Origin of the sequence: Cognaticolwellia aestuarii (assembly GCF_002000025.1) — a bacterium.
GTDB classification, from domain to species: domain Bacteria; phylum Pseudomonadota; class Gammaproteobacteria; order Enterobacterales; family Alteromonadaceae; genus Cognaticolwellia; species Cognaticolwellia aestuarii.
The window spans coordinates 247,136-273,763 of sequence record NZ_MUZV01000002.1 but is presented as its reverse complement, the minus strand read 5'-3'; the positions used below and the strand labels follow the sequence as shown (position 1 = coordinate 273,763).

Here is a 26,628-nt window from a genome sequence, read left to right as displayed (position 1 = left end):
TACCATACATACTTGCTGTATTACTAAAAGCTTTAGTGATACAGCACCGTTTATTTTTTACTCGCAAACTGATTTATTGAAAAGACATACGACTACCACTTGCAGCATTAACAAAGTGCTAAGCATTAACAAATGGCGGATAACGCTAAACTAATTCCGCCGCTTTATCCTCGTTTAAATGCCAAATATTACATTCGAATAATAAACAGCAAAACCCAAGATAATCAAAATTTAACAGTCTCATTTAAAATAATTTAGAAATAAAAATCAAATAACCCCGCTCTTTTACCACTACAGTTACAATTTATAACAAAGCAAGCTAAGATGTTAAATTCGATTGCTGATAGTATAGTAATGCAACAACTTAGCTTATTAATGTTTAAACATTATCAACAAATTTTTCGTAGCTAAGCTAGTGGCTAACCTAATTGCTAAGCTATTAACTAAATTATTAACTAAATTATTAACTAAGCTATCGACTAAGCAAAGTACAGCCACGAACCTCTATGTCAAATAAGCGTTGAACAGCGCCTCTGTAACCGACAACTTTTAAATAACACAAATTACTTAAAGCTTTATTATGCCTGATTTTTTACTCTCTCAATTGCTAGTTACCGTCACACTTATTATTGAGTGTTGTGCTATGCAACTAAAAAATAAAAACTACATTCTAGCGGCCTTATCCGTTAGTTGTCTTTTTAATGGCATGCATTACTTACTGCTTGAGCAACAAACAGCTGGTTTTATATTTTTGTTTTCAAGTTTACGGTTTTTAATTTCAATAAAGTGGAAGTTTCAATGGCTATCAGTGGCAGCACTGAGCGTTAGTTTGCTGATCACAATAGCCACTTACAACGGCGCTTTAAGTATTATTGGCTTTATCGCCACGGTCTTTATTACCGTTGGCTCATTTAGCCATAACGATAAATTTTTACGTGCGATGATGATAACAGGCGGTTCATTATGGCTGCTGCACAACCTGCTTTTGTGGACACCTGTCGGTATTCTCGTTGAAGTGATTTTTGTTGGTAGTAGTGCTATTGGTTATTATCGATATTATATTGCAAAAAATTCGGTTAAACTTTCTTCATAAACAAACCGTTAGGAAAAGTTTTGAAGATAAAAGCCTATTACGAGCTGGTATTTTATTACACTGTTTTTGTCATACTATTGCCTTTGTTATTACTACAAGGCATTTGGGTGCGCTTTAAAACAATCAAGCTACCTGAAGCAACAGGCGAACGTTCTGGTTATTGCGCTAGCGCTAGCACCTGTACTAACACAAGCACTGACATTAACACCAACGCTAAGCATAACAACGAAACTGTTAACCTATTAATTTTGGGTGACTCAGCTGCAGCAGGTGTCGGTGTAAATCAGCAAAAACAAGCATTAGCGGGACAACTACCCCCATTACTTACCAAGCAACATTCTCTCACTTGGCAGTTAGTCGCCAGCAGCGGCTTAACATCTACCAATATTATTCAGCAATTAACTTTATTACCAACACAGAAGTTTGATCTTGTTTTAGTATCCGTTGGTGTTAATGATGTCACCCACTTCACTCAACAAGCACAATGGGCTGAAAACATCAGCCATTTGGCCACTATACTTACTACCAAGTTCAGCGCCGATAAGGTGTTATTTTCTAGCGTACCACCCATGCATTTATTCACCGCATTACCACAACCACTGCGCTGGTGGTTAGGATTACGCGCCAGCAAACTAAATGCATTAATGGCCAGTGTTTTAGTGGATCTACAGCAACACTCAAGTGTTCAAAATACAGACAACCAAGGGGTAAATAAGCATACTAACAAATGCGCCGTATTAACGGTTGACCTACCCTTTAAACCCGAATACTTAGCAAAAGACGGTATGCATCCATCAACATTAGCTTACCGCGTTTGGGCAAAACAAGCCGCAGAGCAGTTTAATGAATGGCTTAACACTGATCACCATAAAAACAAAAACCATACAAATCCCAAACGGTATAAGCAAAAAAAGCGTGTTAGCTAAAACAGTTAACCACGACTAACTCTCGATGAATGAATTAACCATGACAAATTAAAGGCCGATGTATAATGTTTAAAAAAATAGTACTACTGCTAATCGTCATCAGTTTAACTAGCTGTAAAAGTACAGCTAACCTTGCTTCAATACGTAGTGCTGAAAACTTAATTAAGCAAATCAAAGCCGACAATCCAGATGTAGTTAGCATTGCTAACCAAGCCGTTAAAACTAATAAACTTATTCAGCAAGACATTAATAATATCAAAGCTTTACTCGATGAATTAAGCAAACATATTCATAACGTTTGGGGCGAAGATAAACCGCAACTCCCGAGCAATAAAAAACTCGTAAAATACACAAACAACTATAAAGCCCGTGCCATTGTAGATTTTGAAAAAGGCCGTATTTTAGTTGAAACACTCGCTGACAGCACGCCAGCTAAAACTCTTAGCAATTTACAAAACGCCATAGTTACCACGCTACTTACAAGTGCTGATCCAAGTAAAACCGATATATTTTCTAGTGATGCGCCAAAGCTTTCCGGCAAACCCTACTTATATCAACAAGTAATTGACCAAGACAAAAAGCCCATTCAATACCAATGGCGCGCTAACCGATTTTCGAAATACTTAACTGAATTTAAATTACAAAAATACAGCAAAAATAGTAAACAAATTTATGCGGTTAGCATTAATATGGTTGAGCAACATCAACATTTACGTGAAGAAAAATACAGCCAACATGTGCTAGCCTCTGCTAAGCGTTATCAAATATCGCCACAACTTATCTACGGCATAATAGAAACCGAAAGTAGCTTTAACCCCTTTGCTGTTAGCAGTGCCAATGCTTATGGCCTAATGCAAGTAGTACCTAAAACCGCCGGTGCTGATGTTTATCAGCGCATTAAAAAGAAAACTGGCGCGCCAACCAAACAACAACTTTTTGATCCGGCGTTTAATATTGATATTGGTGCAGCCTATTTACACATTCTCAACAATAACTACTTAAAAGCCGTTACTAATGCCACCAGCCGCCATTATTCAATTATTTCGGCTTACAATGGTGGTAGTGGCAATGTCTTAAAAACCTTTCATAGCAATCGCACCACCGCCATGAAAGTGCTCAATACAAAATCACCCCAAGACGTATATTATTTACTGACAAAGAAACATCCCAAAGCTGAGTCTCGTCGATATTTAGAAAAAGTAACCAAGGCTGAAAAAGGCTATTTATAACAAACTCTTAGCAACAAACTACTAGCAGTAAACTACTAGCAACGCGTGACTAGTAAAATTGATTTATCGGCTGTTTAAAAATAAGTACTTAACATAAAGAAACACCAAAGTATTAGGCGCAGGTATTTATTTTAATCGTGGTTTATTGCTCAAGCGCTAAGTTTACAAATTCAAAGATTAAATATTTGAAAGTTTGAATGTTTGAATGTTTGAATGCTAAAAAGATAACTATTTGCAGTTTTTTATGCTTAAAAGCGCGCGAGTTAAAGCGCCTCAATAGGTAAAGATATATCATAGCGCAAGCCTTTACCGGGCTCACTTTCAACATTGATTTTGCCATTTAAACTAGAAGTAACAATGTTATAAATTAAATGTGTACCTAAGCCACTGCCGCCCATGCCTCGTTTAGTGGTATAAAAGGGTTCAAATAACATTTTTATTTCATCGCTATTTAAGCCCTTACCGTTGTCTTGATAACAAATGTCAAAGCTATCCGATTTTTTCACCACTGTTATTTTTAAACAGCCTTTGTCACCGTCATTAAAACCATGAATAATTGAGTTATTAATCATATTGGTCAGTATTTGAGAAATAGCGCCGGGTATTGTTTTTATTACTAAATTTTCAGGGCAATTAACCTGTACTTCATGAGGCGTTTTTTTCAAAATGGGTCGCATAGCAAGTAATATTTCGTCGATATATTCCTTCATGTTTATTTTACGAGACACTTCAGAAGATTGGTCAACGGCTATCTCTTTAAAACTATTGATTAATTCGGCTGCACGAAGGGTATTTGACTCGATTATTGTGCAAGCTTCATTCACATCTTCCAAAAAATAATTTAAGTGCTTATCAGTAGCCGTGCTCTGTGCTATTTGCTTTTGTAAGTTTTTATATTCGTGATGCAAATTGGTGATGGCCGTTACACAAATGCCGATAGGCGTATTAATTTCATGGGCAATACCCGCTACTAAATTACCAAGCGAGGCCATTTTTTCTTTTTGTACCAACTCATTTTGCGCACTTTTTAGCGTTTGCATCATCTGCTCTAACGCTAAGTTCTGCTCTTTTATCAGCTGTAAACTGCTTTCAAGCGACTTTTTATCTTCTCTTTCTTTATCAATAAGTTTTCGTTGCTGCAGCACAATAGCTAGGTTATCGGCAACAAAAGACAATAGTTGCAGATCATCTTCCTGATACATATGCTCGCTTGAATAGCTTTGCAGTATAATGATCCCCGTAACGCCATCATTGTTGGCAATAGGTGCCCCCATCCAACTTTCACTTAACGAGCCAATAACATTAGAAATTTTACCTTTTACTTGCATCTCTAATTGTTCAGCACTTGTGAACATACAAGGTTTATTTTTTTTAATAACATAAGACGAAATGCCATTGCCAATCGGCATGGTGGTACCAATAACGCCTTGATCTTTTTCATCAACAAAGTAATCAAAAACGATGATTTTCTCTATCGGATCATATAAAAATATAGCGATATTTTTGACATAAATTATTTCAGCAATAATCTGATGAATTTCTTTATAAATTTCAGGCAGGCTTAACGTAGACTGGACAAGCGAAGATATTTTCAACAAAGCATTTATAACATTAATGTTATTTTTATTAGCACTAGCAATAGCCGTGTTATAAGCGCTAGCTTCCGCACTTACCTTGGCTTGCGGGTGACTTTTATTGTTTGAACTTTTATTGGCAGGCATATAATTACAAACAGTCATCTTTGGTGAGTTGCTCATTAAGCACTAATATTTCAGGCAGCCTACGATTAAAGGCAGCAATAACATCAGGGTCAAAATGCTTATTGGTTTCTTTGTCAAATAACGCCAAAATATCTTCAATCGACCAAGGCTCTTTGTAACAACGCTTATGTATTAAGGCATCAAATACATCAGCAACCGCGACTATTCGAGCGAAAATATGAATGTTTTCACCTTTAAGCCCAGCCGGATAGCCACTGCCATCAAATTTTTCATGGTGTTGTTGCGCAATAATGGCTGCAGCGTTTAATATTGGGCGCTCCGACCCTGCCAAAATATCAAAACCTAACTCAGAATGCTGCTTCATGATCAGCATTTCTTCATCGGTTAATCTCCCTGGTTTAAGCAAAACACTATCAGGAATAGAAATTTTCCCCACATCATGCATAGGCGTAGCTTGCTTGAGAATTTCACATTCAAAATCAGGTAAACCTAGTTCGTGCGCTAAAATATAACAAAACTCTGACATACGCTTAATATGATTACCTGATTCTTTCGAACGCGACTCTACGGCATTGCCCAAGCGATTTATTAAATCTTCCTGAGTTTTTATTATTTCCTCATTAAGCAGTAAGTTATCAAAAGCAATACCAATACTATTTGAAAATAAGTTCAGTAGTTGCACATTAACATTAGTTAATCGCTCAATTTGGCTGCCTTTTAAGTACAACAAACTTTCTTTATCACTAGTCGACGGAAAATAAGCAACATAGTATTCCCCTTCAAAAACACTACTTTTTATCCGTCTTGCTTCATCAAGCAGTTCAATAGCTTTCGGCTGTAAGCCATTTTCAAGTGAAATGTCGCCGCACTCAGCAATAATTTGATAATCGTTAGCACAACAAATAGTGCCCGCGCCGTCTATCGGTTTCACTAACGCACCTTCTTGATCAACATGAATTAACGAAATAACTTGTTGTAATAACCCATTAAAGAAGTTCTTTATTTTTTTCTCTTGCAGTAAGCCGGTAGTTGACTCAATAACTTGCTGCAAGCCAAGTCTGTAGGCTCTTTCATAGATCCTAGATTGATCTATTGTGATTAAATCTCGATAAGCTCGTAATGCCGTTACAACAGCAGTAAATAGCTTAGTTCGGTCTAATTCTGTTTTTTGTTTATAGTCATTAATATCATAATTCATAATGACATCTTCTTCAGGTGCCTGCCCTGGCTGCCCGGTGCGTAGTATAATACGGGTTAACGTCGATTTTTTTTCTTCTCTAAGCCACTTGGCTAACTGCAAACCAGCATCGTCAGACTCCATAACAACATCGAGAAAAATCAATGCTATATCATCATTGTCATTAATAACTTGTTGAGCTTCCTTTGAAGAAAAAGCACTTAAGAACTCAACTTCTCGTTGTTCAAATTCGAAGCGTTTAAGTGCCATTTTAGTAACGGTATGAATATCAACTTCATCATCAACAATAAGTATTCGCCACGGCTTCAATTGTATTTTTACTTCATCATTTTTAAGTAAACTGAAAGGCATACATCTAACACTAGAAATTGGAATGATATATTTATACTAGTTCGAATTTTTTAAAAATGAAGAAACTCTTGCACTTATATAGCTAAAATATTTAATTTTGTTGTTGCGATGTGAGCCGACTCAAACAAATTCAAACCGACTCAAAACAATAAAATCCAATTAAGCCTTACTTAAGCATCTCTTAAACCAAGGTTGGCCAATTTATGTTTGCTTCATCAATGCTATGTTTACAGCTTGTTGGCTCATTGCCTTTAAAGTTTTTACAGCCCCAAAATTTACCGTTCTTACTTGCGCGTAATACCATTTCAGCATGGCATCTTTCACAAGTAGGTATCAGGGTGTTACAGCGGTTATTTAAACACACTTTAAAGCCGGTAAAGCGTTGGCGTGTCATGGGGCTTGCACAGTTTGTGCAGGGTTTTTCTTTATGCGTACAACGCGGAAAGTGTGAGCAAGCATAAAAATCGCCAAACTTGCCACTGCGCTTTTTCAAAATACCCGTTTGACAAACCAAACAGTTTATTTCATCGGTAAAAGCTTGGCTGGCCTCGCTGGCAAATTCGTCAACCGTAATATTATCGGCATGTTGGTCAATAAGCTCTTTAACAAAACAACTTGCCTCGCTGATATCAGCAATAATATAAACCCGATTTTTTGCCCGGGTTAACGCAACATAAAATAAGCGTCGCTCTTCGGCATAAGCATAGGCTTCAGGTTTAGCGAGCAAAGTATCAAGCAGCGCAGGTGTTGTTTTTTCTGACGGAAAACCCTGTACGCCCTTTTTTAATCCTAAAATAACCACGTAATCAGCCTCTTTACCTTTGGAGGCATGAAACGACTGAGACTCAAGCGTTAACAGCGGGTATTTAACTTTTAAGCGTTCAAGGTCAGCTTTGCTTGGCAACTGAAACCAAAAGCGGGCTAAAAAGTACACGCTAGCTGGGCTAGGCTTTTTATCTGGCGATTTTTTAGCAGCCTGAGCAGTTTGACCAACAAGTACTTTTGCTGAAATAGCCGCTAAAACATCATCAATAGCGCCGTTGGCCAGTTCATTAATTTGTTGATGGCTGGTATTGGTGCTGGCGGTATTGGTGTTGGCGGTATTGGTTTTAACGTTATTGTTGCTAAGGGTACTGCTACTAACTGAGTTAACAACCGAGTTCGCACGCTTAAGTATCGACACCGCCGGCGCCGGTACTTGTTGCAAAGCATGAATTTTTTTCTTAATTTGCTGCGGATTTTTGCTAATAAAATCGCTCGCCACCTTGCCAATTTGGTTATTAAACCGAAAAGTAGTGTCGAGTGTTGATTGCGTCGTTGAATGAGCTGAATGAGCTGAATCAGCTGAATGAACTGCATTGGCTGAACTGCTTGAGTTACTCGAATTAACTGCGCCAGTTGCGCCAAAATAACGCGCAAAATGTGTGGTTAAGCTAACATCAGCGCCACTAAAACGATAAATGGCCTGCCAGTCGTCACCCACGGCAAATATTGAGCTACCTTTGTGGTTATCACGCAAGGCTTTAACTAAGCGCGCCCTTGGCTCTGAAATATCTTGAAATTCATCCACCATAATATAGCGCCACGGTGATTGAAACTTGCCCGTTTGCACATAACTAAGCGCTTTGTTGATCATATCTTCAAAGTCAATTTCGCCGTGTTGAGTTAAATGCGCCTGATAGCGATGCAAAATAGGTTTAAGTAACACCAAGGCTTTTACCGTTTGCTTGGGGTGTTGAGCATTAATAACCAGTTGTTTCTCTAACGCGGTGTCTAAACAAGCCGCTTTATACAGGCCCAGCAATTGAGAAAATAGCCCAACAAGCTGCGTTATACGGCCACTTTCTTGTAAACTAGCGATAATCGCCTCATCAGGTAATGGCGTGGTAACAATATTTTGCTCAGCAAAGTAGCCTGCTAAAGGCGTAATTAATTGGCCGCTTTTATGCTGATCACTTTTATGCTGAACACTTTTATGCTGAAAATAGCTTAATTCAATACAGCGGGTTTGATACTTTTTATGGGTCGCTCGCTTCCAGGCAATGGCTTCGTGGTAAGCTTTTTTATCGATAAATGTCGGCGGTTCACCGCTCTCGTCTAAAGCATAATATTCAATGTAAATATTATGCTCAGGTAAGAAAAAATCAGGTTGATATTGCTTGCGCTCAACCGTGCTAACATTAACGGCATAATTGGCCCGATACTGATACTCAACCCCCTGCATAAACAACCAATTAGCAATAGTAAGCTCGCCAAAGCTGTTAACTTTATCGCCTTTTAAGCTACGAACATCGTTGTTGGTTAAGTATTGGTAGTACTCGCCTAGGCTTTTAAAATCAGCGGCATGGCGCTCAACATAATAATATTGACAAAAATACTCAATAATAAGCGCACGATACGTGGCATGTTCATTAATCAATGTTTCAAAGCAAGTTTGCAGCCATTGCGTTTTCGCTTTTTCGTCTTCAGCAAACCGAGACAACTTAGACTTTGCCCCCTCAACTTGAGCAATTATTTGCAAACCTAAACTATGAAACGTTGACGCCGCAATACCCTTACTTGCCTGGTTGATGTTTGTTTTCGAGCCAGTACTAGTAATTGCGGTAGTTTCAAAAGTGCTTGCAAGCTTAGCCTTGAGCCGATCGTCCATTTCATCAGCTGCTTTACGGCCATAAGCCAATAATAAAATATCGCTGGCCTGTGCTTGTTTACTGTTAAGTAAATACCCCGTTCGCCCTACCATAACACTGGTTTTACCGGTGCCCGCGCCCGCTAGCAATAAATTATTGTCGTTATCAATAATACAGGCTCGGCGCTGCGACAAGGTTAACGGGTTTGACTCAACCGTATCAAAAAAGCTTTGTTGAACTTTTAATTGCCGAGCGATATAGCGCTCTCTGCAATCATCAATATCTTGCGCTTGCCAACGTGCATAATGTGACAGCCATTGCAGTTTTTCAGTAACTATAGGCAAGGCTTTACTTTGTTTTATCCAAGGAAACCAACGCTGAAACTCTTGCTGAATAAGGCGTTGAAAACTCTCAATGTGTGACTGGCGAACATAATGGTTAACGCTGAGTTTTTCAATTGACGCTAGCAAGGTATCAAGCCGAGAACGATTAGCGGCCACCCAAAGCTTTTCACATGCCGACTGCTTCATCACCCTAGCACTATAGGCACACATGCTAAGCACATAGGTTTGTTTAGTGGTTTTTAGGGTAACTATTTGGCCCAAAAAGCTAATATTAAACTGCGGCGGCATTACCAGCGCTTGCCATTTAAGCGAAACTAAGCTGTTTTTAAACTCAAACGATAGCCCGTTTTTATCAAAATTAATGTTTCTGTTTTTAACAACAAAACGACCAAAAATACTTGCAGTAATAGCATTCATTTACACAACAAACCCGAATACGAAAAGGAGACTTTTCCAGAGGCAAGCATTCTAGCATTAGTGATAACAAAATTGCCCTTTGATCAATAGAGAAAGTTGAACGGAAAAAGTATAATGCGAAAAAACCTCAAGCAAAGGCTAACAAGTATGCCCCAAGCACAATATTCAATAATTAGCGTGTTTAAAATACTGCACATTATAGGGTTAACGCTGTTTATTGCTGGTGTAATAAGCCTGTTCATGACCGACATTGGGCAAAATGTAACAGGCATGGTAGTGATCAGCAGTTTAATTGGTTTAGGCTTAGTGCTCGTTTCGCCTTTTCCCATTGCGCTGGTTTTTCAATGGGCAAGTAATAAAAAGTAAGCAAAATAAGATAGCTGCTCAACAGCCACTAGTTTACGAGCCGAGCTCAAGCGCTTTAATGCTAAAACTTGAGCGCCAAAAACTTTATTATGCGCAATATTGGGCAAGCCTTTTTGGTACATGCTCGCAGTTGCAAACAATATCAAATTATTACCTACAACATATTGGCCCATGTCGAGGCTACTATAGTATTGTTTACCAGCAGTGAAACTTTATTAGTGATAGTGCTTACGTTTTTAGCTTTTATCCGTTTTAGCTGTTTATAAAATGGTGATAAAAGTTTGCCGAAAATATGACTTTCAAAAAACATAAAAACAACGATTGATTCGCCCCAAAATTAGCGTATTGTGCACCTTCATATATTTATTCATTTGGAAATATTACCGTGAAAAAAGTGCTACACAGCTTGTTGTTATTATCTATTGCTTTTAGTTTATCAGGCTGCATTGCAGTTGCTGTTGTGTCTACCGCGGTAAGTGCCACAACAACAGTGGTTGGAGGTGCTATCGACGTTGTTGACGCAGTAACGCCAGATATTATCGATGATGAAGACGAAGATGATGGTGATAACGAATAAAATCAAACTCAGAGATGTGGTTAAATCTTTATTTTAAGGGGTTTAGGTTATTGGTATTGAATTAAGTAATTCTCAAAAGACAAACACAGTGGCATTAAGGTTAATTTTTCTGGTATACGAGGACCTCCATTGTTTGTTTCTTGCATTTAAATAATCACACGGTTCAGCCCCGTGGATACGGGGAACACATGTTCATAATTTCCTGACCATCAACCCATAACGGTTCAGCCCCGTGGATACGGGGAACACATTGCCGTTTGATTCGTGCGTTAAGTCACCACCGGTTCAGCCCCGTGGATACGGGGAACACAGTTATCTAGCTAATTAATGATATAGTGCAAACGGTTCAGCCCCGTGGATACGGGGAACACAAGAAGTAGCTTTCAACACTTAGATAAAGCCCCGGTTCAGCCCCGTGGATACGGGGAACACAACGTTATCGAATCACCAAGACCAACAATTACTGGTTCAGCCCCGTGGATACGGGGAACACAAATCTATACGCAGCAAATAACCATCACCAAGCGGTTCAGCCCCGTGGATACGGGGAACACACAATAATAAAGTTAACGTATTTATTGACGTGCGGTTCAGCCCCGTGGATACGGGGAACACTTAGTAAATAGTTCAGTAAATGCAAATAACGACGGTTCAGCCCCGTGGATACGGGGAACACGATTTTCTCTCTATTCGACTGCTGACAAGTTACGGTTCAGCCCCGTGGATACGGGGAACACTCGCTGACCTGTTGGCATAGAAACGTGGATATCGGTTCAGCCCCGTGGATACGGGGAACACCTGATTTACATCTTGTGGAAACAGTCCGTAACCGGTTCAGCCCCGTGGATACGGGGAACACCACGTCAATAAAATTACTGATTGGATCTGATTCGGTTCAGCCCCGTGGATACGGGGAACACCTAATTGCGACTAATCTACCGAAACGCAAACCCGGTTCAGCCCCGTGGATACGGGGAACACTATCGTAAACCAAGTGCTCAATATCCTCGGCTCGGTTCAGCCCCGTGGATACGGGGAACACAGCAGTGTGTTTTTGATAAGCCAAAAGGCGGACGGTTCAGCCCCGTGGATACGGGGAACACTCACCTAAATCCAGTCCTTTGAATTTATCAGTCGGTTCAGCCCCGTGGATACGGGGAACACCATCAGGTCGTTGCAATAACCAAGACTGTTTACGGTTCAGCCCCGTGGATACGGGGAACACTTGGTTGGGTTAGCATCTCTGATATTATAAAGCGGTTCAGCCCCGTGGATACGGGGAACACGCAACGTGTTTTTATCTGATGGCACTAACAATCGGTTCAGCCCCGTGGATACGGGGAACACCATGCCAGCTGTCACCATTGACAACTGAATGCCGGTTCAGCCCCGTGGATACGGGGAACACCATGCCAGCCGTCACCATTGACAACTGAATTCCGGTTCAGCCCCGTGGATACGGGGAACACATTGGGAGGGGTTATTGCATGATAAATAAAAGCGGTTCAGCCCCGTGGATACGGGGAACACCTAGCTACTACTTTTTCAAGGTGGGATTTAGACGGTTCAGCCCCGTGGATACGGGGAACACAATACTATTACAGGTTATGGCGGTGATTTTAGCGGTTCAGCCCCGTGGATACGGGGAACACGATAATTTGGGCTTAGTTAAGCGTTCAGTATTCGGTTCAGCCCCGTGGATACGGGGAACACGCCAATGTTTTTACCCCCGTTTGTTAGTGTTCCGGTTCAGCCCCGTGGATACGGGGAACACTTTTTGGTTGCCCTCGGCATAACCTGCGAACTCGGTTCAGCCCCGTGGATACGGGGAACACGGCAGATGGTGAATCATACGTGGTTTATATTACGGTTCAGCCCCGTGGATACGGGGAACACACTTAGTAATGTGCATAACAACTCAAAAAAACCGGTTCAGCCCCGTGGATACGGGGAACACATGCAGCAAAGATAACTGATATAATCAAAAAACGGTTCAGCCCCGTGGATACGGGGAACACAAAGTATTTTTACCAAATGTAAATCCTGAAACCGGTTCAGCCCCGTGGATACGGGGAACACTGTCAAATATGAATTACCGTATCGACCTATAACGGTTCAGCCCCGTGGATACGGGGAACACCTGGTGTTATTTCTATCATGAGTATACGTACCCGGTTCAGCCCCGTGGATACGGGGAACACCTGAATACTAACCGCTATTGGTCGCGCCAATACGGTTCAGCCCCGTGGATACGGGGAACACATATTTAGTGGTAACGGTGGGGAAACATCAGGCGGTTCAGCCCCGTGGATACGGGGAACACCTCATTGCTATGCCTGTGCGCAATAACGCTCGCGGTTCAGCCCCGTGGATACGGGGAACACTTCTCGCGTCAACTCCACGCCTATTTCAACGCCGGTTCAGCCCCGTGGATACGGGGAACACGCCCAGCGTCAATTCCACGTTGCTCGGTGTACCGGTTCAGCCCCGTGGATACGGGGAACACCTTGTCGCTTTTAATTTGTTTGTCGATCATCGCGGTTCAGCCCCGTGGATACGGGGAACACACTAAAAAAACATCGTTGTTTTTAATGGTTTTTTTAGAACTTTTAAATTCTACCAAATTTTTAAAGAGCTATATATACTAATTTCTTGATTACAATGCTTTAAACTTTACTAATCTCAAACCATCTAATTCAACAGGCTCTCGCCTGTTCTCACCATAAGTTTGAAAATCAAATCCTGACTCAGTATTCGTTGCCCAAGCCATTACTACATTACCGTCTTCTGCTAATTCTGTTACTTGCAACCAAACCATTTCACGGATACGACGTGATACGTCACCAATATAAACACCAGCTCTAACTTCAAGTAGCCATACAGCTAAACGTCCCCGCAATCTGGGCGGAACTGCTTCGGTTACAACCATAAGCATACTCAATTTATTTACTCCTATGCCCTAAATCACCTATTGACTTAGGTTCTGGTATAGCAGGTGGTTGTGCATCCACTGGTGGTTTAGGTGGTTCAATTTCACCTGCAGATAATACTTCATCAATTAAGGGGATTAATCGTTTTAGCACTTTGTCGGAGCGAAATAACTCTCTGCAAGCGATACGCACCGCCTTATCTGGCGTAAAAGGTTTTTTCGCAGCTATTTTAAAAGCTAGCGGCACAACAGTTTCAAATTTCCAAATGTCCGCAATATCATAGACAAATGAAAGCGGCTTACCGCTATGAATAAACCCTATAGCAGGAGCATAGCCTGCAGCTAAAATTGCGGCTTCTGTTACACCATATAAGCAAGATGTTGCTGCACTTATACACTGATTAACTACATCGCCTTTTTTCCAATCTTTAGGGTCATAGCGGCGCCCATTCCAGTCAACGTTATATTGCTTCGCAAGCAGCTGATAGGTTTTACGCACTCTTGCTCCTTCTATACCTCGCAACTGCTCAACACTTCGTCGTTCAGGTGCTGGCTCACCAAACCTTAGCTCAAACATTTTACGAACGACTTTTAACCTTAAACTCTCATCTAAAGCCAACTTAGCTTGATAAAGCAAATGATCAGATCTTGCGCCACCCGGTTGGCCAACAGAATACAAACGCACACCAGCCTCGCCTACCCAAATCAGTAGCGTACCGGTTGTTGCCGCTAATTTAACTGCCGCATGACTAACGCGCGTACCAGGCTCGAGCATGATACATACCACTGAACCAACAGGGATATGCATACGTTCGCCGTTTTTATCGATAACAACAAAAGCACCATCTTTGACGTCAATTTGCCCCATACCGACAAAAATCATTGAATTACGATCTTTAATTGGGATTGGTTTGAGTGGTATAAAAGCCATTTAATTATCAGCTTTATACAATATAAACTCGCCTTTAACTAACGCTTTAAATAAAGGCAAATCGTGTTGATATTTACGTTGAACAGATTTAAAAATCGCTTTTGCTTCATTACTTAGTGAACTAACTGCATCTTTTCTTAATTCTGCTGCTTCTTTTCTGTCAACGTCTAACAATATTTGCTGAACTATTTGTTGAGCGTTAGTGGTAAAACGTTGCATAGCTTGATTTTTAATACCGCTAACAAAGTTTTTATCATATCCAACTCCAAACATTTTATTTAAAGCAATTGATAACTTCTCCTTCTGATCTAAACCAGAATCGATAACCTGGGTAATTCTCGCGTTATTTTTAGAAAGTGAAGAAGGCATTGAATATAAATCATAGACACGCCCAGTGATTGAGCCTTGGTCTGCAATATTACCACCAACTAATACATTCGCTTTTCCATTAGATAAGGCATTTTGAAATTGATTAATGATTAAAGCAGGCTTCACAGCCGTTTTATCTGTTTCTTTACCGATTATGTATGCAGTTAACTCTTGCCATGATTGCCAATTCTGGTCTCTAGCGCAAACAGCATAAGTACCGTCTTCCTTTTCATTTCTCGGAGTGTATGGATGCAACCACCAACCAGCGCCGTTATCTCGACCTTTTTTGGTTGAACCATAAGCTCCTGAATATTTTACTCGTTTGAAAGTTTTAGTAATCTTATTCGATTCATGTCCACAAATATGACACTCAGCAATTTGGTCTTCAATAACAAAGTCAATGTGATACGCTAATGCAAACAGTCCTCTTTCTAAGCCTATGTTTTGTGCTTGGTATAAATCACCATCTAAAGGTAAATCCCACATAAACTTGGAGTCAGCACTATCACTTAAAGCTGTATTTTTTTGATAAAAATCAATGGCTACAACATTGAATAATAACGTTTCTTTCAAATTCGAACCTGAAACAAGCGTTGTGATGGCGCCACCACCACGTATCCCTGTAGCACCTGTAGGACCAAAACACTCACCTTTAATATTCATATGTAAATTGTAATTTAGAACGTGAGTACAGTCAGAGCATGCAATAGTCACATTTTCAGAATCAGAAAATAAACCAAGTGCGTTTGGAGAACCTCCACACTCAATGCCTGAAACTAATTTTGTGATAGGTCCGTCTGCAACTTTCGCTTTATTTGAAGCTTTCGAACGCATAAAACAATCATCTTCAAACCACTTACTTTCAATTTTAGAAAGCGCTAGGTCATACTGTTCAGCAGTTAATCCTTTTGCTATATACCCCTTTAATTCCAAAATAGTCGGTTTAAGCACAACGGTTGCCAACGAAGACAACATTTGCAACATAGCTAATTGGGTTTCATCAAAAAAATACTGTAGTTGATAATCTTCATCTGACGTTAAAATATCTTTTAATGAAACTTTACCCAATGTAGTTGAAATAAAAGGATCTTTAAGTAAGTTCATTGCTTGCTCCTGCCGAATTTTGCAATCGTTGGCCACTGACATACACTGTGCGCATTGCGTACTTTCTGCTAACAGAAGTTAGCTTATCTCGCACTTGTAATGTAGCGATATGGTTTTCACCGATCACGTCGCTAAAGATCTGCCCCGTTTTACAACCTTTTTTAAGCGCTATTGCTGGATTACTCTCATCAATTAACTTTTCGAACAAAGGCCTTGTTAAAGGGCATGATTTTCGACCTTGAAACAAGGTGAATTTAGGGGATTTAACTGCCGCAGCTAATTTCTCAATGAGTTCGTTGCTGGCCGAAATAGCAAAGGTATGCTCACTATCACACCAATATTCACGATAGGTAGGTTTAGTACCATTTTGAATTTTTCCCATAGGACTACGAAAATTTTGCACTGTGTGGTAATCAACCATTTTCTCGCCAGTCTGATTAACTTGCACGGCAATAGCTAAGTTTTCAGACAATTCATATAAAGTGCTCTGTTCTTTGCGTGTAATACCTAATGCTGCAGCTAATAAACCAATGATTGCTGAGCGTGTTGGAAAATGATTTGCTCTTCGGTGTACATCAAAGGTTTGCAAGCCATAAGCCGACAGGCCTTCGGTTTTTAAAATTAACGTTTTCATATTTAACTCCTTGTGCTCTTTATAACAAACAACAAAGTTAAAATGATAATTCGCTAATTTTGTTAACTAAGGTTACCTTTTCACTATTAGCTGTTTTAGTAATATCGAAAGCTTTTGCCTCAGATTGCAACTCATAGCCATCAACTAAATCTTCATAATGAGATACCAAACTTTTAATAGATACTTCCATCACGTCACCTGTATTTGGAATGGGTTTTCTAAATGCATTTGCAAGAGACAAGGGTTGATTAGATTGAGTACATAGTACAAAGTCAGCTTTGTTATGTGCAGCAAATGTTTTTTGTTTCGCTGAAGGTGAGACTTGCGCGAAGCAATTAACAATGGTGTTAATAATATCCGCAGTGTCCGCCACTGTTTTTTTGATATTACTCGCGAGTAAATCAACATCAATTGAAGCATAACGATAAAACACGCCAGAACTAAATTCATTAGTACCAATATGACCAGAACCTTGCTCGGCTAAGTCGTCGCATGCTGTAAACCAATCAACTTCAATGTCTGCACTGTGTGTCGTTAAACTATGTGCAACACTCATTGCAGCTTCAATATTTCGTTCTGGACAACTTGCATCCATCCGGCCAGACAATGCAACATCTGTGGTAGGTATTTGTACTATCTTTTTAAGGCCTTTTAAATCGGTTCCAGCTTGTACCATGTGAATTGCTTCACGAATAGCACCAATAGAATATGGTTGCACTGCGTCGAAAGTTCTATGTTTTTGTTTGGTTTCTTTGTCGGTTTCTGTTTTGATTTTAGAGCCTATATTCACTAAAACATCTTCGATCATTTTGGCATCAAACTCGGGGAGTTTTTCAACACACAAACTCAATAACTCATCAAATTTGTTCGTTCTAATAGATAGCTCTTCGACATTAGCTTTATACAAATCACTTTGACGAATTGCCCGTTTTAAACATTGGCTAGAAATTCTACTTCTGGTTGTTCCACCAAATACGGCTGTTTTTTGTAATCCTGAATCATCGCGGTTCATCATTGATGATGGGTGAGAAATTAACGCATGAATATTAATAAATGTGGTCATTAGGTTATCCTTAATTTAAATCATTTTATATTTTGTTAAAAGTATGAGGTTAGTCTTGTTCAGCTAAAATAAATTCTTTTAAAAGCTGCCGCCGCGCTTGCTCTCCCCAGTATTGGGATAATTTACCAAGACTTGATAAATTAACGTTTTTACAGCGTACTAATTGCCGTTTTAGGTATTCAACAGCATTGTCTCCACTTCTTGTAATTTGAATGATTTGAGTTTCTTTAACGCCTGCTTTTAACAAAGCGATTGCGACTGAGTTGGCTTCTGGTTCTGTAGAAACATCAATCGCAACAAGTAAAAACAAAATACGTTGTGTTTGAGTTGTGTCTTTTGCACCCGTAAATTTTAGTATCCGAAAGTAAGCTGGGCAGTTAGCCAATTTTTCTAAATTGCACCGCTTTAGTTCAGCTTGGTCACCTTTCCCTAAACTTAAATAAGCGTTATAAATTCTTTCGTACATAGTTATTCCCTTTGAATTTATTAATTAGCTTTAGCAAGAGACAATAATCCTGCTCCTGCATGTTTTTGCCGACCAATCCCCATCACTAACGCTTGGTAGATTTGTTCGGAATCAATTATTTGTAAAATACCTTCAAAGCAAACGTATCGACTATTAAAACTTTTTTTGCTTTTAACCATGATACTTTCCATTGAGGTGACGTTAACATTTGCCCCTTTTAACTTTCGATGAAGCCATTCAATTTGTTCATTCTCGTCGTGTATCTCAATTACCTTTTTACCTTTGCTTAAACACTTTGTTGGGTAAGCCAATAACTTAAATTTATAAAACTCTTCATTGTGCAGTTGCGGGTTAAAAGATTTTGATTGCAACACTTGCGCTTTTTCACTACTGCTAGGGGCTGAACTTGATTGCACCAATACCATCACTCTTTCGTTGGAAGATTGGTTTTCTACTCGGAATAAATGATCACGCCGACGCTCTGGTGTATTTGGAAATAAACTCCAAATATCCTTATGCTGTTGATAACTATCGGTAGCATTCAATGCCACCATGGATATGTACATATCGCTTCCTTTTCAATCTAATTATTAAGTTTTAATTTAGGCAAAACCACGCCTAACTCTCCATACACCATGTCTTTATTAACAATGGCTTTAACACAATAAAAATCTGTATCCTGTTGGCCTTTTGCATGTTTTTTAGCAATTGATACGCTACTTTTTTCTCTGTCTTGTTGCTCTTTATAATCTCCTCCGTGCAATAAACCTCCTTGTTCATTTAGCAGTACGACTGTTGCTGTCATTTCACCCTCTCGCGTTAGCAATGCACAACGCGGATCAACATCACTTAAAGGCTTAGAGTCTAAAACACTATACATTTTGGCCGTATAAGCCGAGCCATCCTGATCTAGCTGATATTTTTCAAATAAATTGGTTAATTCAATCGCCTCACCGGGGTAAGCTTCTTCAGCATGAACGTACTCAATAGCCTCACGATAACAATCAGGAAAAGTTAAAGTTTGATGATGAGTAAGATATTGCTCTGTTCGAAAAAGAACACGCGTGTTGCGATAGACATAACCACTCCCCTGGTAGTGATTAACCCAGTTTTCAATCGGCTTATTAGGAAGTAACGTGATGAATGTTGGAAATTTAATTCTGTCACTACGGGGGGGAAGATCCGTATTATTTCGATCGTGTCGCCATAATCGTCCCATCCGCTGAAATAGAAACTCAATAGGCGCTAATTGACTGAGCATAATATCAAAATCTAAATCAAGGGACTGTTCAACTACTTGTGTCGCAACTAAAACACGGCCTTTACGTGGCGCATTTTTCCCGTAGGTTTGTAATATTGCAGCTTCTATTCGTGCCCTGTCAGCAAAAGTAAAACGGGCATGAAATAGATCTATTTCAATTTGCTGATTTTCTGCTTGTATTTTTAATTCGCTATACAAATTTTGGGCATCAGCAACGGTATTACAAATAACACCTACAACAGCTCCAGCCTTGGCATGGTTGAGCAATTCATATTGTTGAGCAGTAGTGGGTAATAAGTTATCTGTATGCCAGTTTTCTAACTGTACTGTTTTATTTTGGTCGGTTTTATAACCTGTACTTTCAACTGAAAATTCTTGAGTCATGCCATCTATATCAACGTGAGTAATCAACGGATACTCAATGCTTGTTGATGTTCCACCATATGATCTTAACAAATTATTTTTTAGTGATAATGGCAGGGTTGCTGATAATAAAATCACACTAGAATAAGCTTGGTGTTGGCCTTTCAATACGTTATCAATCAATGCGTACATGTATGCATCAAAGCTATGAATCTCATCTAAAATCAACACTGATTTACGTGTGCCAAACGAGCGAATAAATTGATGTTTAATTCCCAAAACCCCCATTAACACTTGATCAACTGTTGCAACGGACATCGAGCCTAAAAATGCACGTTTATTTGATTGGTGTAAGAAACCATTTTCATCAGGGAATAAGTATTTCGATTTACCATGAGCTAGGGTAATTTTACTGTCGGGGAAGAGCTTGCTTGCTGCATCACCGATACGGTCAAATAATCCGTTAGCCGTAGCCTGCGTTGGTAACCCAAAAACGATCCCGTCTGCAAGATCTTGCTCAATTAACATCGACGCGTAAGCGAGTGCAAATTCTGTTTTTCCTGAGCCTGTATCTGACTCAACTATAGTTAAACCCGTTTTAAGTGGCATTTGGGCTAATAGCGTTTGGACGCCTCTAGGCTGGTATGGATTAAATAAAAAGTTGAATCCAGCCCCTTTTATTTTATTAAGCATCCCAGATTCGATTAGTGCTGTTTTCGCTCTCGGAATTGCTTGCTGATAATAATCCGTTAAATCGTAAATTTCCGTTGTAAAGTTAGTGATTGAAGAGCCCACCCAGTCAGCAACACTGCATAAGCCAGCTAACATTGGAATTTCGCCAACATCAGGCACACTCGTTAATCCTGTCCATTGAAGACAAAAATCTACCCATTCTTGCCTAGCTAATTTATCTAATTCAATTAATTCTTCATCTGCATCAGGATCAAGTAAATTCCGATCTATAGAAGTATCACAATAGCCATGATGTCCAGCCACAGCCTTCATTGCTTCATTGTGATCATAGATTTGAATGAAATGCAGATAACCATGAGACCCATGACTATACTTTTCTGATTCAACGTCAAATTCGTCACCTTGTAGTTGAGTACGTATTTCTTCTACGAAATTTTGAAAACGAGCATCAAACTTGCCTAAGTCATGCAGCAGTACAAAAAATAAAATAATTGAACGTGTTTCTTGTTCCGATTTATTTATTTGATAGGAGATTTGTTTCAACAGTACTTTTGACTCACTCAACCATACATCAACTACCGCTGCGACATCTAAGCAGTGATAAGGCAATAAGTGATAGTCGTTACCGTTTCCATCAGGAACTTTTTTAGCCTTGCCCCAATATTTAAAATAACTATTCATTAATAATTACAAACCTCATTTTAGAGCACCTTGTTTACAGATTTTATTACTTTGCATTACGTTTTATAACTTTCCTATGCTGTACTTTAATACAGTAGGGATTTTTAATCGGGTTACTGAAATGTTGCTACAATTTTATAGATTAACTATCCCATAAATATTGCTTTAGTTTTTTTCGGCAATCTTCGGCTAAGATAATCTGTTGTGCCACAGCTTCAGATCTATATTGATCAATACGTAAATTCAGTAATAAGTAGTTAATTAAGGCTGCACGACAAGGAATAACTAATTTCCCTTGATGCATCTGAAATTCTTGCTCAATGCATTCTTTTTGAATTAGCGATAATCGCGTATCAGGTATAATTTCCAATTCTACTATCATGTTCCAATCCGCATCCTGTTCTGGGGTAACAGTCGCGTTACCTTCAACTAGGGCTTTAGATTTAAATCGAGCTAAATTGAAGTCTCTAAATGACTGGGATTTTTCATCATAAGCACGAACGTGCCACCTTGAACCGTCATGGACTAGTGCATGCGGCTGAATGATACGCCCTTCATAGTCAGGGTTATTTAATGATAAATAGTCTACTTCTACTCGTAGGTTTTGCTGACATGCCAACATGATGACTCTCATCAACTCTGGCTTTAATCGCCTTTGTGGATGCGTTATTCTAGTAATTGGTGTCGTTGATTTACCAGGTGAATTTTGCACCGGTTGAATTTCTTTATTATGCAAGTCGTGATTATCCGTTAGCAATATTTCAACACTTAGCGTACCTTCACCCTTTATAAATTGTAGTTTTTCAAGAGTATTTATGTAGGTTTCGAAAAGGCAAACCGATAATTTGGGCATAAAACTATCGGTTGCTTGATGTTTTTTCAAATGAGCGTTATACGTAATATTATCTGGGTATTGTTTGGTGTAGTTTTGAATCATCCTTTTAGCGGTATCATGGCTGATATCGTATAGGATCTTTAAGTCACGAGAGCTGATATCACCTTGCCACTGCAACATTAACTCTATCACCTTAAGCCTTGAACTTTTATCCACTACTAACTCCATTAGTTGTTAATTCAAATTTATTTGAAAGTATTTTTACTAATTATTATCGGCTCACCACTCTCGCAACTGTTGCATTTCTTTCAATCGCCCACGCTGCATCACCAGTGCTTCAAACAAGTCATCAATTGAAGTGTTATCTGAATTTAACCCAGGTAAGGCGATATTCGCTTCAGCAAAAAAGCGTTTACTGTTTGCTGACAACGTTGCTGTTTTTTGCTCTAGCCTTGATGCCGGCATAATAGCTTTTGTGCTTATTTCGTAGCCCGCAGGGATTTCATTTACTTCATGCGTTTTATCTAATTTTATTGCGCTAGCAGTATTAACGTCATTGTCTAACCAAGCGATTTGCCACCAGTGCTGAATTCTTGCTTTTGATTGCTTTAATTTTTGCTCAGTTGGCAAGCGGTCGCTTTTTTGATTGTTAATTTGGCTATCCGTTGGCAGTAAGTTCCATAAGTCGTTATTTGGCCAGCGCGCGAATGGCATGCTGTGGTCAATTTCATAATGTTGCATTAACGATTTTTCTGACCATACGCAGCGTATTTGCTCAGACTTTGGCAAGGTTTCTTTTAGTTGTTCAAAACGTTTACGTACTTCGGTTGTTGTGCGTTTTGGCTCTTCCCAGTTTAGGGCTTGGTATAAGTGATATTGCTGTTCTGGGGCTGAATACTGAGCATTACCCGAATAACTTGCCATGGTTTTTACCCACTCGCTAACTAACACTGGTTCAATCCAGCATGCGTATCGGTTGAACGCTAACCATGTTGATTCAGGCAGTGAAAATTCGCCCCATTGCTCAAGCGTTTGTAAATCAAGAAATAGGCTGTCTTTGGCTTTTACGCTTTTGTTGGCCACTTCAAAAACGGTTTGGCTACTATTGGCCGCTTGATTTGGGAAAGTGATGTAGCGACATGGCATGTTTTTAATGTTACTGACGGCCGCCGTTAGGGTTTTGTGCAGCGCGACCGCGTCTTCACCTATGAACATATTGCCAATTCGATAATCAGCGGCACTGCGGTGTGTTAACTTGTGCCAGCCGTTAGCTTTCATAAACCCCATGTTTGGGTTTTGACTCGGTGATTGAAATAGCTGATGCGTATCAATTAACTCTTTATATTGATGACACCAATAAAGCGCGACTAAGCCAACGGGTAAAATAACGCGATCGCCAAATGGTGATGATTCTCTGCGCAGCACGGCGCCTGGATGGCCGTCGGCAATGCGCAGTAACACTCTTAACAAGGCCAATTTATGTGTGGCTGATTTTCCGTCATTAAGCGCAACATGACGAATGAACGGAAATGCACCTGTGCCATCGTCTGGCATTTGCAATACAAGGGTTTGCCAAGAAACATGATTTCTGCCAAGTTTATCGGCTTCTTTTGGGGTTTCTAGTTGCGTAAATAAGCCAACATCTGTCGCTAGGCTTTTTAACTCATCGGCGCATACGACATGCATTTTACGCAGTTTTAAATCGTCTTCAGTTTGTCCGTGGCGTAATGATATAACGAGTTTTCCGCCGGGCTTTAATAAATTGGCAAGTTTACGAATTGCACGAGCCCGGGCACTTTGCGGAATGTGCATCCAAACAGCGCTTAGCAAAATTAAGTCAAAGCTAACTTCTTGCTTAGTTATGACACTTAATGTCGGTAACGCATCATTAAGCCATTTAACCTTCAAGCCTTGGGTAACTTGAGCTCCTAACTCGGCAAATTCAGTGGCGGGTTCCACAGCATAAACTTGAATATTGTTTTCGGTTTGATGCGTTTTTTCAGCAAGCTCAGCAAAATACTTAGCGTCTCGCCCCGATCCTGCGCCTAGATCTAAGATACGAGCATTGGCATTTTTAAAAATGGCAGGTAAAAAGTGCGACCAACTTTGGTGAACCTCTTCAAATGATTTTGAAAGGTATTGTTTAGCAAGTTCTTTGGCGTTGTCATTGTAAAACTGCGGGGTCACGTCATCATCCTAATTACACTTCGTCCATAAGCTCAAAATAATAATATTTCAGATATAACGCCCTGTGGGTATTTATATCTGAAATATTATTATGTCGTACCCAGATTGATAAAAATGTAATTAATTGTCAATGAGTATTTAGATAAGTGACTAACTTAGTTGATATTAATCAAGCTAGCTATTAATACACACTACAGTATTTCGCCCTTGATCCTTCGCCTTATATAGCCCTAAGTCAGCTTGTTTAACAATGTCTTTGTAATTGTCCTGCAACTGATATTCTGCAACACCTAACGAGATGGTCACTTGAACAACTTGTGCTTGCGGCTGTTTTGTTGATGATTTTTTAGTTGGCTCTGATTTTGACTCTGATTTTGACTCGGGCATAGGGTAATAAAGCGGTATATCACTAACAACTTGTCTTATTTTTTCAGCCAAGATCGTCGCTTGTGCTTGGTTTGTTTCTGGTAGGAAGATCAAGAACTCTTCTCCGCCCCAACGACTAACTTTGTCCATTTCTCTTACTGAACTTTGTAATGTTTGAGCGATTTCCTGTAAAACCACATCGCCATAGTCGTGACCATATGTATCGTTTAAGGTTTTAAAATGATCAATGTCGAGCAAAATAACGCTAAAGGTATTTTTATTTCGTTTGGCACGGTTCATTTCTAATTCAAAAATGTCGTGCAGTGCACGCCTATTCAGTAAACCGGTGAGTTGATCACGAGTGGCGAGCTCTTTTACTTTTTTGTAGGCCGAGTTTTTCAATCGGTAAGCTATAAACAAAAATACCGCAAAAAGCGTAAAAAAGCTGACGACACCATAAAGATATAAAATTGAGTTTTCATTTCGGGTTTGCTCTAGCTTGGCTTCAATTAGCGCGTTTTCTTTTACGGCTAAGTCGTAGGCGGCTTGTGATTGATCAAACTTTTCTTTGGCTGAAAGTGACGTGCTTTCATCAGCGAGGTCTTTATATTCAATCATTAACGCTAATGCTCGCTGATAGTTTTTTAATGATTGATAGTTTTTTATCATCGGCGGATATAGCTCTAAACGCTTGATAAGCTGACTATCATCAGCATAAAGCTGGTAAGCTTGCTCAAAATAATTTGCGGCTATGTCATGCATACCTAGGTTTTGATGACTTTCAGCTAAGTTGCTTACTACCGTTGGTTTATTAATTGCGTCGCCTTTTTCATTTGTGATATCAAGGGCTTTTAAGTAATATTCTATCGCTTTTTTGTCTTCGCCTAGCTCAGCATAAATTGTGGCTTTATTAACAATAATCGCAACACGGTCAAAAATATTATGATAGTGAGCAACACGTTCGGCTTGGTTTATTGCTTCTAAAGCACTGTCGTAGTTTTCTTGTGCTATAAACATGGCGGCTAAATTGGGATATAACTCAATGAGCATTAAGTCATTTTCTGGTTGGCTAGCAATTGACTGCTGTGTGTAGTCAATGGCTTTATCGTAGTTTTTCATATAAAAATTGGTGAAGCCTAAACCAATTAATATTTTCGATGAAGCAAAGCCTTGTACGGCAATTTGTATGTCGTGAGCTTTTAATATGTTGTCTAAACCTTCAACCATTTTTCCTTGCCTAACCAGCGAAATACCGTAGGCATAGTAACTTTTACTACTGCTTAAGCGAGTTTCATCGGTAAAGTTAAGACTAGTAAGAAGGTAGGTTTCGGCTTCGCTGAATTTACCTTGGCGATACTGTATTAAACCTAGATGATAGTAAATGTCGAACTTTTGCTCATTGGCCAGTGTTTGCGTTAATAACGTTAGTGCTTTGCTTTCTTCTGCCTCAAAGTGTGGCCAGTAGTTTCTGTCTGTACTGATAAGTTCAAGTAACGAGATCAAAATGTCTGCTTGCTGTTTTGGTTGTTCAGCTTTCGAAAAATCTTCAGTTAACTGCTGATACTTACTATTTGCAGCCGTTTTTTCTGTTGATGGTTGGCTGCTGACACTGTTTTCATTGGCATTACTTTTGTTGGACGTACTTTGTGTATCAGCGTAACTAAATGGGGTAAAAAACAGCGCGATAAATAGCAGAGAGTATAATGGCATGATCGTACCTGGAAGCGTTTTGTATTTTTATATTGTCAGAGTTTATTATGTATTTTTCTAAAATGCACATAAATATCACCTTAATTAAACGTTAACCGACTAATAACTAAAGCTTTATAATTTAAGGTTATTAATACAAGTACTGCGTTGGCGGTTCTAAATAATAAAAATCCAGCTTATTTAT

The 26,628-nt window shown here is 39.5% G+C and carries 19 protein-coding genes and 1 CRISPR repeat array; of the genes, 5 read left to right on the top strand and 14 right to left on the bottom strand.

Annotation, left to right across the window (positions count from 1 at the left end; all coding sequences use genetic code 11):
• The first annotated feature begins 580 nt into the window (after window positions 1-580).
• The 3 genes from B0169_RS04460 (at window position 581) to B0169_RS04450 (ending at window position 3,248) form a co-directional block, all read left to right on the top strand.
• Window positions 581-1,093: a YgjV family protein gene (locus tag B0169_RS04460; protein WP_077284754.1), complete on the top strand. Its 513-nt coding sequence runs from the start codon at window positions 581-583 to the stop codon at window positions 1,091-1,093.
• A 107-nt stretch (window positions 1,094-1,200) separates the two neighbouring features.
• The gene (locus B0169_RS04455) at window positions 1,201-2,019 is read left to right on the top strand and encodes an SGNH/GDSL hydrolase family protein (RefSeq protein ID WP_158077050.1); all 819 of its coding nucleotides are present in this window, start codon (window positions 1,201-1,203) and stop codon (window positions 2,017-2,019) included.
• Window positions 2,020-2,084: 65 nt separating this feature from the next.
• Window positions 2,085-3,248, top strand: a complete 1,164-nt coding sequence (locus B0169_RS04450; RefSeq protein WP_077284752.1) for a murein transglycosylase domain-containing protein — start codon at window positions 2,085-2,087, stop codon at window positions 3,246-3,248.
• A gap of 263 nt (window positions 3,249-3,511) precedes the next feature.
• On the opposite strand, the gene B0169_RS04445 is transcribed toward B0169_RS04450, so the two are convergent.
• The 3 genes from B0169_RS04445 to B0169_RS04435 all read right to left on the bottom strand — a co-directional run bounded on the left by B0169_RS04445 (window position 3,512) and on the right by B0169_RS04435 (window position 9,909).
• Window positions 3,512-4,987 (bottom strand): GAF domain-containing sensor histidine kinase, encoded by a 1,476-nt coding sequence (locus B0169_RS04445; RefSeq protein ID WP_235838466.1) that lies wholly within the window; start codon window positions 4,985-4,987, stop codon window positions 3,512-3,514.
• Complete coding sequence (locus B0169_RS04440) at window positions 4,974-6,518, bottom strand: HD domain-containing phosphohydrolase (RefSeq protein ID WP_077284751.1); 1,545 nt, start codon at window positions 6,516-6,518, stop codon at window positions 4,974-4,976. Before B0169_RS04440 ends, B0169_RS04445 begins: the two co-directional genes overlap by 14 nt.
• A 181-nt stretch (window positions 6,519-6,699) precedes the next feature.
• Window positions 6,700-9,909, bottom strand: coding sequence for a UvrD-helicase domain-containing protein (locus tag B0169_RS04435; RefSeq protein ID WP_077284750.1), 3,210 nt, complete (start codon window positions 9,907-9,909; stop codon window positions 6,700-6,702).
• 114 nt (window positions 9,910-10,023) lie between these two features.
• Between B0169_RS04435 and B0169_RS04430 the strand changes: the two genes are divergently transcribed.
• Both B0169_RS04430 and B0169_RS04420 read left to right on the top strand, forming a co-directional pair.
• A complete protein-coding gene (locus B0169_RS04430; protein WP_235838465.1) occupies window positions 10,024-10,275 on the top strand; it encodes a hypothetical protein in 252 nt (83 codons plus the stop codon).
• A 385-nt stretch (window positions 10,276-10,660) separates the two neighbouring features.
• Complete coding sequence (locus B0169_RS04420; RefSeq protein ID WP_077284747.1) at window positions 10,661-10,852, top strand: NF038104 family lipoprotein; 192 nt, start codon at window positions 10,661-10,663, stop codon at window positions 10,850-10,852.
• Window positions 10,853-11,011: 159 nt separating this feature from the next.
• Window positions 11,012-13,419: a CRISPR direct-repeat array (repeat unit 29 nt; unit sequence CGGTTCAGCCCCGTGGATACGGGGAACAC).
• 89 nt (window positions 13,420-13,508) lie between these two features.
• On the opposite strand, the gene cas2e is transcribed toward B0169_RS04420, so the two are convergent.
• The 11 genes from cas2e to B0169_RS04365 form a co-directional block, all read right to left on the bottom strand.
• The gene (cas2e, locus tag B0169_RS04415; protein WP_412842113.1) at window positions 13,509-13,787 is read right to left on the bottom strand and encodes a type I-E CRISPR-associated endoribonuclease Cas2e; all 279 of its coding nucleotides are present in this window, start codon (window positions 13,785-13,787) and stop codon (window positions 13,509-13,511) included.
• A 7-nt stretch (window positions 13,788-13,794) separates the two neighbouring features.
• Window positions 13,795-14,712: a type I-E CRISPR-associated endonuclease Cas1e gene (cas1e, locus tag B0169_RS04410; RefSeq protein WP_077284745.1), complete on the bottom strand. Its 918-nt coding sequence runs from the start codon at window positions 14,710-14,712 to the stop codon at window positions 13,795-13,797.
• A complete protein-coding gene (locus B0169_RS04405) occupies window positions 14,713-16,185 on the bottom strand; it encodes a type I-E CRISPR-associated protein Cse1/CasA (protein ID WP_077284744.1) in 1,473 nt (490 codons plus the stop codon).
• Window positions 16,172-16,819 (bottom strand): type I-E CRISPR-associated protein Cas5/CasD, encoded by a 648-nt coding sequence (cas5e, locus tag B0169_RS04400; RefSeq protein ID WP_077284743.1) that lies wholly within the window; start codon window positions 16,817-16,819, stop codon window positions 16,172-16,174. Before cas5e ends, B0169_RS04405 begins: the two co-directional genes overlap by 14 nt.
• Before the next feature lie 37 nt (window positions 16,820-16,856).
• Window positions 16,857-17,882, bottom strand: a complete 1,026-nt coding sequence (gene cas7e, locus B0169_RS04395) for a type I-E CRISPR-associated protein Cas7/Cse4/CasC (RefSeq protein WP_077284742.1) — start codon at window positions 17,880-17,882, stop codon at window positions 16,857-16,859.
• Between the two features lie 49 nt (window positions 17,883-17,931).
• Entirely contained in the window at window positions 17,932-18,348 is a 417-nt protein-coding gene (locus tag B0169_RS04390; protein ID WP_077284741.1) for a type I-E CRISPR-associated protein Cse2/CasB, read from the bottom strand.
• Window positions 18,349-18,368: 20 nt separating this feature from the next.
• Window positions 18,369-18,914: a type I-E CRISPR-associated protein Cas6/Cse3/CasE gene (cas6e, locus tag B0169_RS04385; RefSeq protein ID WP_077284740.1), complete on the bottom strand. Its 546-nt coding sequence runs from the start codon at window positions 18,912-18,914 to the stop codon at window positions 18,369-18,371.
• A 17-nt stretch (window positions 18,915-18,931) separates the two neighbouring features.
• Complete coding sequence (gene cas3 / locus B0169_RS04380) at window positions 18,932-21,346, bottom strand: CRISPR-associated helicase/endonuclease Cas3 (RefSeq protein WP_077284739.1); 2,415 nt, start codon at window positions 21,344-21,346, stop codon at window positions 18,932-18,934.
• 142 nt (window positions 21,347-21,488) lie between these two features.
• Window positions 21,489-22,397, bottom strand: a complete 909-nt coding sequence (locus B0169_RS04375) for a WYL domain-containing protein (RefSeq protein ID WP_158077049.1) — start codon at window positions 22,395-22,397, stop codon at window positions 21,489-21,491.
• Window positions 22,398-22,460: 63 nt separating this feature from the next.
• Window positions 22,461-24,368, bottom strand: a complete 1,908-nt coding sequence (locus tag B0169_RS04370) for a class I SAM-dependent methyltransferase (protein WP_077284737.1) — start codon at window positions 24,366-24,368, stop codon at window positions 22,461-22,463.
• 174 nt (window positions 24,369-24,542) lie between these two features.
• Window positions 24,543-26,444: a tetratricopeptide repeat-containing diguanylate cyclase gene (locus B0169_RS04365; protein WP_077284736.1), complete on the bottom strand. Its 1,902-nt coding sequence runs from the start codon at window positions 26,442-26,444 to the stop codon at window positions 24,543-24,545.
• Window positions 26,445-26,628 lie beyond the last annotated feature (184 nt).